General features: G+C 59.1%; 12 protein-coding genes and 1 pseudogene. 1 reads left to right on the top strand and 12 read right to left on the bottom strand.

Annotated features, from left to right (window positions below):
- Positions 1-45 precede the first annotated feature (45 nt).
- The 8 genes and pseudogenes from QEO92_RS30730 to QEO92_RS30695 form a co-directional block, all read right to left on the bottom strand.
- On the bottom strand, positions 46-1,194 hold the full coding sequence (locus QEO92_RS30730; protein WP_227705825.1) for an alpha/beta hydrolase: 1,149 nt from the start codon (positions 1,192-1,194) through the stop codon (positions 46-48).
- Between the two features lie 172 nt (positions 1,195-1,366).
- Positions 1,367-1,570 (bottom strand): annotated as a pseudogene (locus QEO92_RS30725) (transporter); the annotation flags it as partial.
- A gap of 138 nt (positions 1,571-1,708) precedes the next feature.
- Positions 1,709-2,698: a HupE/UreJ family protein gene (locus QEO92_RS30720; RefSeq protein ID WP_037145506.1), complete on the bottom strand. Its 990-nt coding sequence runs from the start codon at positions 2,696-2,698 to the stop codon at positions 1,709-1,711.
- Positions 2,695-3,549: a peptidyl-prolyl cis-trans isomerase gene (locus QEO92_RS30715; RefSeq protein ID WP_227705824.1), complete on the bottom strand. Its 855-nt coding sequence runs from the start codon at positions 3,547-3,549 to the stop codon at positions 2,695-2,697. The genes QEO92_RS30720 and QEO92_RS30715 overlap by 4 nt, the downstream gene beginning before the upstream one ends.
- Positions 3,543-3,956, bottom strand: a complete 414-nt coding sequence (locus QEO92_RS30710; protein WP_227705823.1) for a hypothetical protein — start codon at positions 3,954-3,956, stop codon at positions 3,543-3,545. The genes QEO92_RS30715 and QEO92_RS30710 overlap by 7 nt, the downstream gene beginning before the upstream one ends.
- Before the next feature lie 42 nt (positions 3,957-3,998).
- Positions 3,999-5,945, bottom strand: a complete 1,947-nt coding sequence (locus QEO92_RS30705) for a DUF3604 domain-containing protein (RefSeq protein ID WP_227705822.1) — start codon at positions 5,943-5,945, stop codon at positions 3,999-4,001.
- Positions 5,946-6,225: 280 nt separating this feature from the next.
- Positions 6,226-6,552 (bottom strand): hypothetical protein, encoded by a 327-nt coding sequence (locus QEO92_RS30700; protein ID WP_037145501.1) that lies wholly within the window; start codon positions 6,550-6,552, stop codon positions 6,226-6,228.
- A complete protein-coding gene (locus QEO92_RS30695) occupies positions 6,549-7,370 on the bottom strand; it encodes a DUF2092 domain-containing protein (protein ID WP_407722192.1) in 822 nt (273 codons plus the stop codon). Before QEO92_RS30695 ends, QEO92_RS30700 begins: the two co-directional genes overlap by 4 nt.
- 571 nt (positions 7,371-7,941) lie before the next feature.
- Between QEO92_RS30695 and QEO92_RS30690 the strand changes: the two genes are divergently transcribed.
- Positions 7,942-8,688, top strand: a complete 747-nt coding sequence (locus tag QEO92_RS30690) for a hypothetical protein (RefSeq protein WP_227705899.1) — start codon at positions 7,942-7,944, stop codon at positions 8,686-8,688.
- A gap of 322 nt (positions 8,689-9,010) precedes the next feature.
- Here QEO92_RS30690 and QEO92_RS30685 read toward each other — a convergent pair whose 3' ends face one another.
- From QEO92_RS30685 to QEO92_RS30670, 4 genes are all read right to left on the bottom strand, one after another.
- The gene (locus QEO92_RS30685; RefSeq protein ID WP_227705820.1) at positions 9,011-10,609 is read right to left on the bottom strand and encodes an MFS transporter; all 1,599 of its coding nucleotides are present in this window, start codon (positions 10,607-10,609) and stop codon (positions 9,011-9,013) included.
- The gene (locus tag QEO92_RS30680; protein ID WP_227705819.1) at positions 10,606-11,049 is read right to left on the bottom strand and encodes a DoxX family protein; all 444 of its coding nucleotides are present in this window, start codon (positions 11,047-11,049) and stop codon (positions 10,606-10,608) included. Before QEO92_RS30680 ends, QEO92_RS30685 begins: the two co-directional genes overlap by 4 nt.
- 205 nt (positions 11,050-11,254) lie before the next feature.
- Positions 11,255-13,237 (bottom strand): amidohydrolase, encoded by a 1,983-nt coding sequence (locus tag QEO92_RS30675; RefSeq protein WP_227705818.1) that lies wholly within the window; start codon positions 13,235-13,237, stop codon positions 11,255-11,257.
- Positions 13,237-13,524 (bottom strand): XapX domain-containing protein, encoded by a 288-nt coding sequence (locus tag QEO92_RS30670; protein WP_037145489.1) that lies wholly within the window; start codon positions 13,522-13,524, stop codon positions 13,237-13,239. The genes QEO92_RS30675 and QEO92_RS30670 overlap by 1 nt, the downstream gene beginning before the upstream one ends.
- Positions 13,525-13,582: the final 58 nt, after the last annotated feature.

Here is a 13,582-nt window from a genome sequence, read left to right as displayed (position 1 = left end):
CTATAAATCTTGATTCAGGCCGCAACTAATCAGGTCGAAGATTCTTTAGCGTCTCCCGCGATCTACAAGAGTGATCGGAGCGGCCACTGTGGTCGCCGCAACCCTGCCCACCGTATCGACCGCGCTGTAGACAGTCTCGCCGATACCGACATCCGAGTCCGTGAGGGTCTGTCCCGTTACCAGCCGTGAGCCGATCAACTGCACAATCTCAGGGCTTTCCGCGAATTTGCCGTGGTTGAGCCAATCGTCGGTCTTGAGCCTGGTGAGGTCCACCACCGTAACTCCGGCAGTTTCCAGCTTGGTGCGGTATGGTTCGGCTGCAGGATTGATCAGTCCTACCCTGTCGACTCCGCCCGAGATCCGCCGCGACACTTTGAGCGCCCGGTCGTCTTGCGACACAAAAATGGTGATCTTCGGCTTGTTTTCCCCAAGTTCCCACCATTGGCGCCCAAAGACGTCGACGTCGAGATCCGGCGAGGCGAGGATGACATTCTTTATCTTGGCGGCGACCCTTCCGTCACGCAAAGCCATCTGCCTCAGCGATTCCATCGCCAGCCATGTGCCCATCGAATGGGCCATGACGGTTACCTCCTTGACCGTAGGGTCTTCCGCGATGATCCCGAGCCCCTCCTCCAATGCCGTGCGTGAGAAATTCGTGCTTTCCTTGTCATAGTTGTAGTCGAGCAAATTTGCACGGGACGGCCAGGCGAAGAGCAGAGGAACGACCTCCGCATCGGCATCGTGCACGATCTGGGCAAAGCGAAAAACCGAATCCTCGTAGCGGTTATTGAACCCGTGGACGAAGACAAGAACGTGTCCCGTCTTGTTATACTTCTGAAACCATTTGCGCGCCTCGGTGCCTCGCTCCACATTCTGCGCCCTGACGACCGCAAACTCCTTGCCCGGATCAGGCGGCAACTTCTTTGGCCATTGCACGGTACCGGAGGACCGATGCGGTGGAATCGAAATGGTGATGTCGGTCAACGATAGCGTCAGGCTGCGTTCCCCTGAAAACAGGGTCGCGGAATCGCCTGATGGCTTTCGACTGGTGGCAACCAGCATCGTCACGGTCGATGCCGATGCCGACTGCTGGCCGGCGGCGATCGGGGTAAGAACACCCTCGGGACGCCCGGCACACCCGGCAACAGCCAGGCCGACCAAAAGAGCGACGGCCTGGTTCGCACGCTTCCGCATGGAGCCGACGGCTTCGCGGCACGTCCGCTCGCTTGCAGGCAGTGCGATAGATCCAGGACCGGCGCGCCGTGGGGTACAATTACGACGACCGACAGAACTCTCGACCAAACGATTTCTCCTCTCGAATACTCGATGCCAAAAGGGAATGAGCCGTCCTGCGATCCCGTTTTTTCCACTCGTCATTGATGGAGAACGGTATGACAGGCTGCACATTGACGAAGCCCCTGTCACCATCATCAGGTCCGTAACCGTGATCATAATTGAACTGAAAGGGCACGCTTATCAACGACGCGATCGGATTGGAAAGTTGCTTGGCCAGTTCCTGAGTTCCCTCCTGAGCCGCCGCGTGGCCGGCGAAGGCCAAAGCCGCAATCATGACGGATGCGCAGGCTGCGATTGAAAATTCTGATACAAGTCGCATGGCTCCCCTCCAGGGCCTGGTTCGTTTTTTGCTGCTGTTGCGTGTGCGTTCCTCAGTTTTTAAAAACGAGCGGCTGGCAGTCGCATTTCACGGTCAGAAGCTGGCCAGCCTCCCCACCAGCCAGAATGTTGAAATCGCGCCGAGCAGATAGCCGGAAGCTGTGCGCAGCAAAGCGAACGAGATGCTGAACAAGCCGATGAACGCCCGCAACAGGACGAAAGCCAGGGTCAGGAACAATAGCTGGCCCACCTCTACCCCCACGTTGAATGTCAAAAGGGCGAGCGGTACATCGGATTGCGGCAGGCCGATCTCCTTAAGTGCACCGGCAAATCCAAATCCGTGAAGCAGTCCGAAAGCGAAAGCGACCAGCCATGGATAGCTCTCGGAAAGGCGCTTGCTGTCCGGCTTCATCTTGACCAGTTCGCTGGCGACGAAAGCGATGCTGAGTGCGATCGTCGCTTCCACCGGCTTCTGCGGCAGACTGAAATATCCCAGTGACGCTCCGGCCAGCGTAATGCTGTGGGCGATGGTGAAAGCCGTTACCGTCTTGATCAGGATCACGGGATCGCGGATCAGCAGAAAGAGGGCGAAAACGAACAGCAGATGGTCGAAGCCGGAGAGGATGTGATCGACGCCCAAACGGAAATAGGTCGACGCCACCTCGAGGCTGGTCTGCGCGTCCGCGACGATGAAGGTGGGCGCCTCCGGCTTGAGGCGCGAGATCTCCGTCGTACCGTCCCGGTGGGCGATGCGCGCCAGGGCATCGGTCATCGTCGAGCGCAGGCCATCGATGGCGATTTCCTTGCCTTTCAGCCCACCCTCGCAAGTAGCGCTCCAGCGCTCGATGTAGGCGCCGCCCTCGATCGATCTGCGGGGCTTGGCGTTCGCCCTGCAAGTGTCCGGCAAACGCACATAAAGCCCCAGGCGCATCTCGCCCTGCGCCGGCACTTTCCAGACCAGGGCGAATTCGTCGGGTGCGGTTTCCCGCATGTCGAGATAGGCCGGCCGCATCTCGTGAGCAGCCGCCGGTGACGCTACAAATGCCAGCGAGAGGATTGCCAGCAGGGTGCAGAATCGCATCATGGGACCGTCCTCGCTACGGCAAGGTTCTCGATGGTCACGTCATAGCGCTTGAGAAGCTCAGCGAAGCGACGGTCTTCGAGCGCGACGCGTCTGTCATTCGCCCATTCGCGCATCACCGCGGCGCGAACGTCGCCGAGTGCCGGCAAACGACCCGGCTTGTGTTCCGTCACCCGAACCAGGTGAAGGCCGAAGCCGGAGGCGACAGGACCGATCCATTGGCCCACGGGCGCCTTGTCGAGCGCTTCGGCGAATTCGCCGCCAAACATCTGGGCGATTGCTGTCTTGCCGGTCAATTCCACCACCGGCGGAAGCTGCGTGACATCGCCGAGCGAAGCCGGATCCGTTGAAGGAATCGTCGCCAACGCCTCCAGGGTGGAAGCGGCGTTCCTGGCAATCGCGTCGCCTTGCCGCTCGGGGTTGAGGAAGACCTGCTGGAAAGCCAGCATCGGATCGGTCTCGAATGCGCCGGGATGCGCCTTCAGATAGACATTCAGTTCCGCATCCGTCGGCACCGGCGCATCGGCTTCGTCTATGACGAGAAATTCCATTTTCTGACGCAGCCGGCGTCGGATGACCGTGTCATCCTTGTCGAGCCCGAGTGCCAGCGCTTCACGGACAAGAATCTCTTCCCTGACATGATCGTCGATCAAGCCCTTCAGTTCACGCCCCGTCGGCGGCCGCTGCCAGGTCTTGGTGAAGACCGAGCCCATCTGCTCGATCTTCGAGGCCGTGACAACGATCACGTCCGGCGCCGGCACACTCTTGTCGCCGACAACGCCATGCATCGCGAAGATGGCAAGGGCAATCAGAAAAAAATGAACGAGCGGTTCCTTCAGAAGTCGCTTTACCATGACGCAGCACTTCCGCGCACCGAGGCAATCGCGCATGCTTCATGCGGTGCATGTGCGACGAGAGACAGTGTAGGCACCAGGGCTGAAACGGCGGAAATCCATGAACCAGCGATACGTACGCCGATGCGTCGCCATTCTTTCGTCTGACCAATCGTCAGGCCTATGACAATCGTCGCGACACAGAAGACACCGCAAGCCAGACCTGCAAAGGCGACCAGTCCGTCCCGGTCGCTCGCATCCATCGGGGCGGAATCGAGACCGATCGCCAGACCGGCAATAGCTGCCGCCGGAACAATTGCACCCGTGGGGGCCTGCCGGCCGAGTATGACCGCGTCGCCCGCGGGCAAGGCTCCGGCAAGGAACCGCGGCTCGCTTGCCCCGCCGAAACGAGTTGTCAGGATCCGCAATACCGACACTCCCCGCTTAAGCCACACAGAAGCACCTCACCCTCAGGGCGTGTACCAGATGGGCGACGTGTAGGCGCGCTCCGTCATCGTCATCGTAGTTCCTTCCAGCGGTTTCGTGCCGAAACGCTTGGCGTCATAGGCAGTCCAGCGCGGTGTCGGAATCTCTATCACGCGGCCATAATAGAAGGCCTTTTGCGTCGGATCGAAATTCGGGTCAGTCCAGACCGCAATCAGTTCCGGTGCACCGATCGTGTTGGTCCAGGTCGCGTTCCCGACGTCGACAGTGCTGCCAACCGATGGCAGCTTGCCGTCGGCATCGGGCTTGCGGTCACCACCCCATGCCACATTATAGACCTGCTCATGGGTTTCACCCTTGTCATCAAGCCATCCCTTGACGATCTGATACCGGTCGAGATTGGCCCCTATGGGGTCTTTCAAGGCTGCGACGAGAAAGCTGGGCGCCTTATTCTCCGGGGCCGGCCCGAGATCGCCTCCCATCGGCACACCCTTGCCATAACCGATGGCGCCCGGATTGCGGTTTGAAGCGTCTGCCGGCTCGAAATCGAAACCGCCGAAGAAACGAACCATCATGCGCGACCCGGTGGTGGCGTAGGTCTCCTTACGCTGCATCGCGTCCCAGATCGCTTCACGAGTGTTGTCGGCTGCCCATACGGCGGCATAGCCGGAGGCACTCACCTGCCAATCCATGACCTTGATATTGGTCTGCGGATTACTGACGAAAGTGGCCGTAAGCCGCTCGGGGCTCGGTTCCTGCGGCGTTGTCTTGCCGAAGAAATTGTCTTCTTCCATCGCGGCAAGCCCGGTATGGGCGTCGGAACTGCCGATCATGCCGAACTTGTAGGGGTTGGTGCCAAGTTCGGCTTCGAGCTTGAGACCGTTCCGCAGCGCCGACCGTGCATATTCGAACTCGATCATCTCCGGCTTCTTGGCTACGCTCGCGTCCAGATTGCCAAAATCCCAGGTCTCGAAATCGGCAAACTCGTCATTGGGGGAAAGCCTGGGATGGGTTTCCCCATCGCCCTTTGTCTGGGTCGCTTCGTAGAGGCGCTCCCACCTTGCGCGCTCTTCCACATATTCCTTGTCCACCGGCTTGCCGGTGAAGGATTCGATCATCGGAAACATGATGCCGTTGGAGAGGTTGCCGTTATGGGCAATGGCGAGCACGCTCCCTCCCGTTTTGTCCTCATAGGCCTGCATCCATTTCCAGAGGTCGCGCGGGTTGTCGCTGCCGAGCGGTTTCATCGTCGTGTAAGGCACGATCTGCTCGGCCTTATCGCCATTGTCGCGCAAGATCACATTGCGGTGCAGGTTGTTGCCGCCCGTATTCGAAGTCCACTCATAACCAATGAGGGCCGTGAACCGGCCTGGATCGTTGTATTCCTCCGCCGCCTTGACCGTATCCTGCCATGCCGACTTGTAGGGCCGCGTTTCGGGACCATAGATCATGCTCTTCGGCAGCGTCCCGGCGCTGAAACTCATGATGATCTGCAGTGCAGCCTCTCCTCCCCGCCCGGATTTGATCATGTCGTACCAGGTCTTGGCCTGCGGATCGGAAAGCACCTCGGCCTTGCCGGCAAACAGGTCCGGAAACATGCCCATATTGTCGGAATGGTCAGCCACAACCAGGAAGTCGAGCGGCCGCGACAGCCTGGCCGGCTCCCCGCCAGATGCAATGATCTGCTCACCTCGCGCAAAGCGATAGGCATCGCGCGGCGTCAATCGCGCGCCGAATGCGCCAGCGTCGAAGGATGCAGCCGTGTGCAGATGGGTATCTCCGAACAGGGGGCGGGTCGGGAAACTGCGATCGGCATAGGGTGAGTAAGGCCTTTTGTCGGGGAAGACCTTCTCCGCCTTCGCCTGATCGAGGGTGCCGACGTCGCTGCGGGCATCCACCGCAAGAGCGGGCAGGCCAAGACAGGAGCACGCGACAGCGGTCAAGAGAACCCTGATCGTTGATATTTCCACCATGTCTTCCTCCATTGCCACACAGGACTTAGTAATTTTATCATAAAATAATCGTGATTAAATCACCTAGTCGAATATTGTTTCCTAACAATACTATTATTTAGATAAAACGATCTATTTTTATAAAGTAAATTCATAGAAAACCGTCCGGAAAGTAAAAATGCTGCACAGCAGACTTCCGAAACTGCTTTTCCTGCCGTCAACGCGAAAGCCGGGAACGCTTCCTTTCGAAACAGCGTCGAGGAGACGCTCGATCTCTTGGTTTCGCGCAAACCATCCCGCATCAGTCGACATAGACGACGACATAACGCCCACCATAGGATTGATAGTACGCTCCACCGCAAGACCACATGGAAACGCCGTTGATAACGACGTTTGAGCAACCCCTTGGCAGCGTCGCAACATAGATGGTGGAGCGACGCACGACGCGACGTGTTGTTCGGCGCGCCACGCCCGCAACGCTGCCGGGCGTGGCCGGCCTGCCCACTCTCGCCTGTGCATCGGAGACCACGAAATCCGCTGGGATTATGGCGCCGTTCGTCCAGTAATCCGCCGTCACCAGGCCGCAGATGAGTGTTGCCACCGACAGGCACCGACCTACCGATTTCATTGCGCATCCTCCAGAGTGATATCGCCGATGACATCGGAACCGATCTGCTCGATTTTCTTCGCACCAGCGGGCGGAGAGAACGTGAATATCGACTCGTCGAGTTTGGGCTCGACATTCCAGTTGGTCAGCCGCACCGAGTATTGCGGCGCTCCGGTCACCCATTTGGAGGTGATCACATATTTGACCGGCACCGGCTGCTCGCCTTTGCGTATCCAGATCTGCCAATCGACTATTTCCGTGCGGAAAGCGAGATGGTCGCATTCCACGCCACCAACAAAAGCCGTGCCGACGAAGTTTCCTTCATCGACTGTTTCGGTGAGGACTGCGTAGGGATCAGCCGACAGCAGATCGGCACCCGCGGCGTCCAGGCCTGTCGACATGCGGAATTCCTCAAGTCCCGTATCGATGGTCGTTCCTGGGTTTTCCATCTGGGCGAATATGTTGAGCCCGCGGCCGTAGAGAAAAATGAGCTTTCCGTTCAACGTTGCTTCAACGTCGGCATAGGGACCTTTCCGCGTTACATGCAGCTTGTCGGGCCGCGATGCCATCACCGCACCCGAGGCGCTGTACTGCAGCTTCTGCCCCCATCGATCAATGATCTCCTGGTCGGTATCGTAGTCGAAGCTCAGCGTCTTCAACCCGCTGAGATAAGACGACATCGCGCGCAACAGTTTGTCGGCATCCTCATCGATCGCGCTTTGGCTCGACGCCTGGGAACAGGACAGCCCCAAGGCAAGCAACGTTGCAAGAACAAGAAGATGAGGCCTTGCATGGTTTCGCCCATTCGAACGACCGCAACATATCCGGGTGTCCCTCATGACTTCCTCGCCTGAAACAGTCTTTTCTATGCGGCTATTCTTTCCCTATCACGCCAGGCTGCCCACGATGTGGCGGAGCCCTGTAGCATCCTGTAGATTCGGGTATCGCTGAACCGGGATCCGCACCGACGACTTCCGAGCCTTGGCCTGGAAGAGTGCTGGCGCCTTTGCCTTGGGAAAACCGCCGGCATGGGGGCAAACAAACAGACGCACCCTCGGTTCGACGCTCGCCACCATATCGATCATGCCGCTTCTCTCGGGGCCACGACACCAGCGAGTCCACCGGATGAAGATACTTGGCAACGAGAGCCAGAAAATTTGCGGCACCAATTCCCTACAAATTTATCGGCGACACGCAATGTATGATACAGGTTCATCTTGATGTATTATACGCAAATTAGCTGACTTTTTCGTGTAAAGATCAATTGAAATCAGGAGAAATTATCATTAGCATTTAAACATTCGCGCTTCGCAATTAAGATAAATAGTTTACCCGGGGAGATCACCGCGAACAAAGGAGATAAGCTTGCCAAACTACTTTGTATTTGGAATATCTCTCGCTTGCTATCTGATGGCTGGCACGGCGGCCCGAGCGGCCGACGTCACACCCCTCCTGGCGCAGGATCCCAACATGGTCGAAGCGCAGGATGGCTGGACGTTCACTTTCGCACCTTATTTCTGGGGCACGAGTATTTCCGGCGACACTGCACAGTTCAGCCTGCCAAGCGTTCATATCGACGCCGATTTTGGCGACATCCTCGATCATCTTGATTTCGCCGCCATGGCAGCGGGTGAAGCGCGATACGATCGCTTCAGCATTATTGGAGATATCGAATACGCGAAGCTCTCTGTGGGGGCGTCAACTCCGTTGGGCATATTGGCTTCGGACGTCGAGGTTGCGACGGAGATGTTTACCGGATTGGTCGGCGCGGGTTATTCCGTTCTGGCGGATTCATCCGGTTATCTCGACATCGTGGCCGGTATCAAGGTATGGTCCGTCGATACCACGATTTCGTTTAGTGGCGGCCTCCTTGACGGCGTGGAGCGCAGTGATAGCGCAACCTGGGTGGATGGACTAGCCGGCATTCGCGGACGCTATTCGATAACGCCCGAAATCTACATAACCGGTTGGGGCCTTGTCGGAGGAGGCGGAGCCGATCTCGATTGGGACGTCGCATTGGCCCTCGGCTACAATTTCAACGAGAGACTCTCGGTGATCGCGGGATATCGGGCGGCAGGTGTGGACTATAGCGATGACGGGTTCGTTTTCGACGTCGTCCAGCAGGGGCCCATTTTGAGCCTCGCCTTGCGGTTCTAGGGCAATTCCAGCACGAGGCCGGCAAGTTGCGCCCCAGCGCCTCGATGAGCCCCACCACCTCCGCCTCGTTCGTCAGGCTGCAGAGGACACATTTGCCGCGCCGTCTCAACGAGGCGCGCACCGAAGGATCTGACACTCGCCCTGGTCTGGCTGGGATGGAGAAACCATAGGATAACGAGAGCCGCCATCGCGGGGGAATGAAACAACAGTAGAGCGATCAAGCGAACTGTTGGCCTTCGGTCGACCAACAAGGGCCTGGCTTGCTTTGCCTAATCCGAGGGGCATTTGCGCCCCTCTCCGTGCTGCGGATTGCGGTCTTCGATCAAGCTTTGCCGGGCCTGTTGATCGTCAGGAAGTGCCTAACCACCGGCTTCTCCGGGCCTGTATGATAGGCCAGTACCTTGCCTTGCAGGTCTGCATCTGCATTGGAGACCCGTTTGTGCTGACGAAGATGCTCCGCCCAAGATTCCACCATGAACCATTCGACCATTCTTTCCGGATCAGCAGAGTCCTCGGTCACGCCCCAGCCATACGCTCCGTCGCGCCGACGTTCCTGGGAGAGTTCGTCTAATGCATGCAGGAAAGCGGTGCGGTGATGCTTTTCGACATGGTACTCGATGAGTATCAGGACCGGGCCGCGGTCATGGGCCACCGGTTCTGCCACGAGCGGCTCGGGCCAATGATTTGACGGTACCATATCCGCGTCGCCTGCAGGCAGTTTCAGGCGATGCATGATGAAACCTGCGGCGAGCAACCCGGCGGCGCCGATCAGCAAGGTACCCGGTACGCCTGCCGCTTCGCCGACGGCGCCCCAGCCGATGCTGCCGGCCGTCATCGCGCCATTGAAAACAGTCAGGTAGACGGCAAGACCACGGCCGCGCACCCAGTTTGGCAACACAGCCTGAGCTGTACCGTTGAGTGTAGTCAGCGCGGTAATCCAGGCGCCGCCGAGGAACAGCAAGACGACAATGGCAAACCATTTTGGCGGGGCAAACGACAAGGCTCCCATTACAAGGGCGGTGACGACAGCCGCACCCAGAAGCAAACCATCTGCATCGAAACGTTCACGCAGCTTCGGCATGACCAATGCACCGCCGATAGCCCCTGCCCCGACCGAACCAAGCAGGATGCCATAGAAGCTCGCATCTCCGCCGAGCAATTGACGCGCGACGAGTGGCAGGAGTGCCCAGACAGCACTCGCAAACGCGAAGAAGATGGCAGCACGCAGCAGGACGACATGCAGCGGACGGCTGGCCCGGGTGTAGCGAAGGCCGGCCCGGAAGGCCCCGAAGAAGCCTTCTGCGAGTGCATCGTTGGCGTTCTTGGCACGCGGCCACCAGATCAGCGCCGCAATAACGACGATATAGCTGGCAACGTCCGCGCCGTAGGTGAGGGCCGCGCCGAAGGCAGCAAGTAGTAAACCACCAGCCGCCGGGCCGATCGATCGGGCGATGTTGATGCCGAGCGAGTTGAGTGCGACGGCGCTTTTGACATCCTCGCGTTTGACCAGTTCAGGCACGATTGCCTGCCAGGTCGGCCCCATCAGTGCAGCGCCGATGCCCCCGAGGAAAGTCAGTCCAATCAGGGCGCTGACGGAAAGCATTCCCGTATGCGCCAGAACCATCAGACTGATGCTGACGGACGCAAGCAGAAGCTGGACCGCGATCAGGAATTTGCGGCGATCGAGGATATCGGTCAGCACCCCGGCCGGGATGGCGAGCAGGAAGATCGGCAGCGTCCCTGCAGCCTGAACCATGGCGACGGCTGCCGGCGAAGCGGACAGGTCCGTCATCAGCCACGCGCTCGCGACATCGCGCATGAAACTGCCGGTATTGCCGAGAACCGTGGCGGCCCAGAGGACTGCGAAGACCGGCTGCGCAAGGGGAGCGAAGCTGCTCGCTGGCGTTTTTGCGGTGCTCATTTGCCTTCTCCCTTCGTTAGATCGATTGCGGCAACAATGACGAATGCACCGGCGAGGCCCAGATGTTCAAAGAAAGCGTTGGTCGCCATCATGCGGTCCATGCCGGGCGGAAGCTCCCAGAAACGAAGGGCAATGAGCGTCGCCAGGAGAGTGAAACCAGCGAGCCCCAGAGCGCCAACCCAGCGCAGGAAGCCGGAGACCACCATCGCGGAGGCCGTGAGCTCAAATACGATGACAACAACAGCAAATGCGGCTGCCGGATGAAGGCCGAAATGCTCCATCTCGGCCAGTGCTCCGTTGAAATCGAAGATCTTGGTGAGCGGCCCTTGGATGTAGGCGGCGCAGAGTGCAAGAAGTGCTGCAGTCCGAGTGACGGGCGCCGCGACGATTTCTGCAAGAAATGTCTTGCGGCGCGCTGTGGAAGGACACTGATCAGTCATTGTTGGCTCCGACAATATTGGCCGCTGTAAGGGCGGCGCTGCGTTTTCTGATGGAGCGATATTGGCGGGAACCATTCACGCCAACAATTGCATCAATTGTTTTGATTTAATTGCGCTTTTCGCAATAGATAGGATGTAGGCGTGAAACCGGATGGGGACTGATAGACGCTGCCCATCCGGTGTCGTCGTTAATGACCAGCCGAACTCAAACTGCCCAGCATGAGCAGCCGAGTGCGCCGAAGAAGCCCTTGAGGTCCGCGATCGGCAGCTTGGACGTCCAGGCGCCGGCATGATCGTGACCATGAACGCCGCAATTGCTGGCGCAACTGCACGACGCGATGGCAGTCCGGCGCAGCGAATTGCGGCCAGCGCCTTCCGGCTCGCCCCAGGCCGCATATCCGCCGAACTTGCGCACCGGCGACCAGTCCGGCATGGCAGGCGGCAGGTCGTTCTCGTCGAGCGCCTTGAAGTCGCCGGCACCATAAACGATCCGGCCGCCGACCATGGTGAGTTCCGAAGTCAGGAAGGAGATCTCGTCCTCGGCGCAGGAGAAGAAGTCCTTATCCGGCACGATCAGGTCAGCGAACTGGCCCTTTTCGATACGGCCCTTCTTGCCTTCCTCGTTGGAGAACCAGGTGACCTTTTCCGTCCACATCCTGAGCGCCGTCTCGCGGTCGAGGCAATTGGCGCGCGGGTAGAGCTGCATGCCGCCGACGGTCTTGCCGGTGATCATCCACGACAGCGACACCCACGGATTGTAGGAGGCGACGCGGGTCGCATCGGTGCCGGCGGAGACCTTCACGCCCTTCTCCAGCATACGCGCGATCGGGGGTGTCGCTTCCGCCACGCCATGGCCATAACGCTCGACGAAATATTCGCCCTGATAGGCCATGCGATGCTGGGTGGCGATACCGCCGCCAAGCGCCGCAATACGATCGATCGAACGCTCGGAGATGGTTTCAGCATGGTCGAAGAACCAGTTCAGTCCTTCGAGCGGAATGTCCTTGTTGACCTTCTCGAAGACGTGGAGGGCGCGGGAGATGGTCTCGTCATAGGTGGCATGCAGGCGCCAGGGCCAGCGGTTTTCGGCAAGCACGCGGACGACTTCTTCCAGCTCGCCTTCCATCTCCGGCGGCATGTCGGGACGAGGCTGACGGAAGTCCTCGAAGTCGGCCGCGGAAAAGACCAGCATCTCACCGGCGCCATTATGCCGGAAATAGTCGGTGCCCTGCTTGTATTTGACCGAGCTCGTCCAGTTGAGGAAGTCCTCTTTCTCCTGCTTGGGCTTCTGGGTAAAAAGGTTGTAGGCAAGCCGAACCGTCATCTGACCGTCGTCAGCGAGCTTCCGGATCACCTCGTAATCGTCCGGATAGTTCTGGAAACCGCCGCCGGCATCGATGACGCCGGTCACACCCAACCGGTTGAGTTCACGCATGAAGTGTCGGGTGGAATTGACCTGATAGTCAAAGGGTAGCTTGGGTCCCTTGGCAAGCGTCGAATAGAGGATGCCAGCATTCGGCTTTGCCAGCAGCATGCCCGTCGGATTCCCGTTGGCATCACGGGTGATCTCGCCGCCCGGCGGATTCGGTGTGTCGCGGGTATATCCGACGGCTCTCAGAGCAGCGCCGTTTAAAAGTGCGCGGTCGTAGAGATGCAGGAGAAAGACCGGCGTATCTGGCGCGATCGCATTAATCTCCTCGACGGTCGGCAGGCGTTTTTCGACGAACTGGTGTTCGCTAAAACCGCCGACGACGCGCACCCATTGCGGCGCGGGCGTATTCGCCACCTGGCGTTTGAGCATATCCATGGCATCGGCAAGCGAGCGTACGCCGTCCCAGCGGAGTTCCATATTGTAGTTCAGGCCGCCACGGACGACGTGGGTGTGGTTGTCGATCAGGCCGGGCAGGACACGCTTGCCTTTGAGGTCAACAATCTTCGTGTCGGATCCGGCTAGAGCCATGATCTCGCTATCGGAGCCGACCTCCAGAAACAGTCCGTCCTTGATGGCGACCGCGGTCGCGTTCGGGTTCGTGCGGTCAAGGGTCGTGAAGCGGCCGTTGTGCAGGATCAGGTCGGGATGCATGGTGTCTACTCCAGTCTGGTTGGGATCGGCGGCTTTCGCCGTTGAGAAGAGGTTCGAAAACGCCAAACTCGACGCCCCTCCGAGAAAAGTTCGACGTGTCGCCATCAGCTCCGCTCCTCTACCCGGGCATCCGCGCGGTGAGCAACATCAATACGGTCGCGACCCTTGGGAAGGTGACCAAACATGTGCGGCTTGATCTGGTGGAGCCACGAGACGGCGGCGGGCTCCTTGCTCCAGAGCGTCTTTGCAAGCGGGAGGATCTGCTCGCCAACGAGAATGCCGAGGAGACCCACGAGAGCGATGACCGGTGGTGCAGGCGAGCGGACGTTTAAGAGGCTATAGACGATGCCGACAAGCAGGCCTGCACCGAGAGAGAAGAAATAGACTTTCATGGGATATCCTCCACGATTACGGAAAGACCGCTCCGACGGGATTATCGGAGCGGTCTGC

It is taken from the genome of Neorhizobium petrolearium, assembly GCF_029854435.1.
Taxonomy (GTDB): Bacteria; Pseudomonadota; Alphaproteobacteria; order Rhizobiales; family Rhizobiaceae; genus Neorhizobium; species Neorhizobium petrolearium.
The sequence above is the reverse complement of the archived record's forward strand: the minus strand, read 5'-3'. Positions and strand labels throughout refer to the sequence as shown.

What these genes read in the sequence shown, in the direction of transcription:
- QEO92_RS30730 (WP_227705825.1), bottom strand. Translation starts at nt 1,194, where the DNA reads ATGCGGAAGCGTGCGAACCAGGCCGTCGCTCTTTTGGTCGGCCTGGCT.
- QEO92_RS30720 (WP_037145506.1), bottom strand. Translation starts at nt 2,698, where the DNA reads ATGATGCGATTCTGCACCCTGCTGGCAATCCTCTCGCTGGCATTTGTA.
- QEO92_RS30715 (WP_227705824.1), bottom strand. Translation starts at nt 3,549, where the DNA reads ATGGTAAAGCGACTTCTGAAGGAACCGCTCGTTCATTTTTTTCTGATT.
- QEO92_RS30705 (WP_227705822.1), bottom strand. Translation starts at nt 5,945, where the DNA reads ATGGTGGAAATATCAACGATCAGGGTTCTCTTGACCGCTGTCGCGTGC.
- QEO92_RS30700 (WP_037145501.1), bottom strand. Translation starts at nt 6,552, where the DNA reads ATGAAATCGGTAGGTCGGTGCCTGTCGGTGGCAACACTCATCTGCGGC.
- QEO92_RS30695 (WP_407722192.1), bottom strand. Translation starts at nt 7,370, where the DNA reads ATGAGGGACACCCGGATATGTTGCGGTCGTTCGAATGGGCGAAACCAT.
- QEO92_RS30690 (WP_227705899.1), top strand. Translation starts at nt 7,942, where the DNA reads ATGGCTGGCACGGCGGCCCGAGCGGCCGACGTCACACCCCTCCTGGCG.
- QEO92_RS30685 (WP_227705820.1), bottom strand. Translation starts at nt 10,609, where the DNA reads ATGAGCACCGCAAAAACGCCAGCGAGCAGCTTCGCTCCCCTTGCGCAG.
- QEO92_RS30680 (WP_227705819.1), bottom strand. Translation starts at nt 11,049, where the DNA reads ATGACTGATCAGTGTCCTTCCACAGCGCGCCGCAAGACATTTCTTGCA.
- QEO92_RS30675 (WP_227705818.1), bottom strand. Translation starts at nt 13,237, where the DNA reads ATGGCGACACGTCGAACTTTTCTCGGAGGGGCGTCGAGTTTGGCGTTT.
- QEO92_RS30670 (WP_037145489.1), bottom strand. Translation starts at nt 13,524, where the DNA reads ATGAAAGTCTATTTCTTCTCTCTCGGTGCAGGCCTGCTTGTCGGCATC.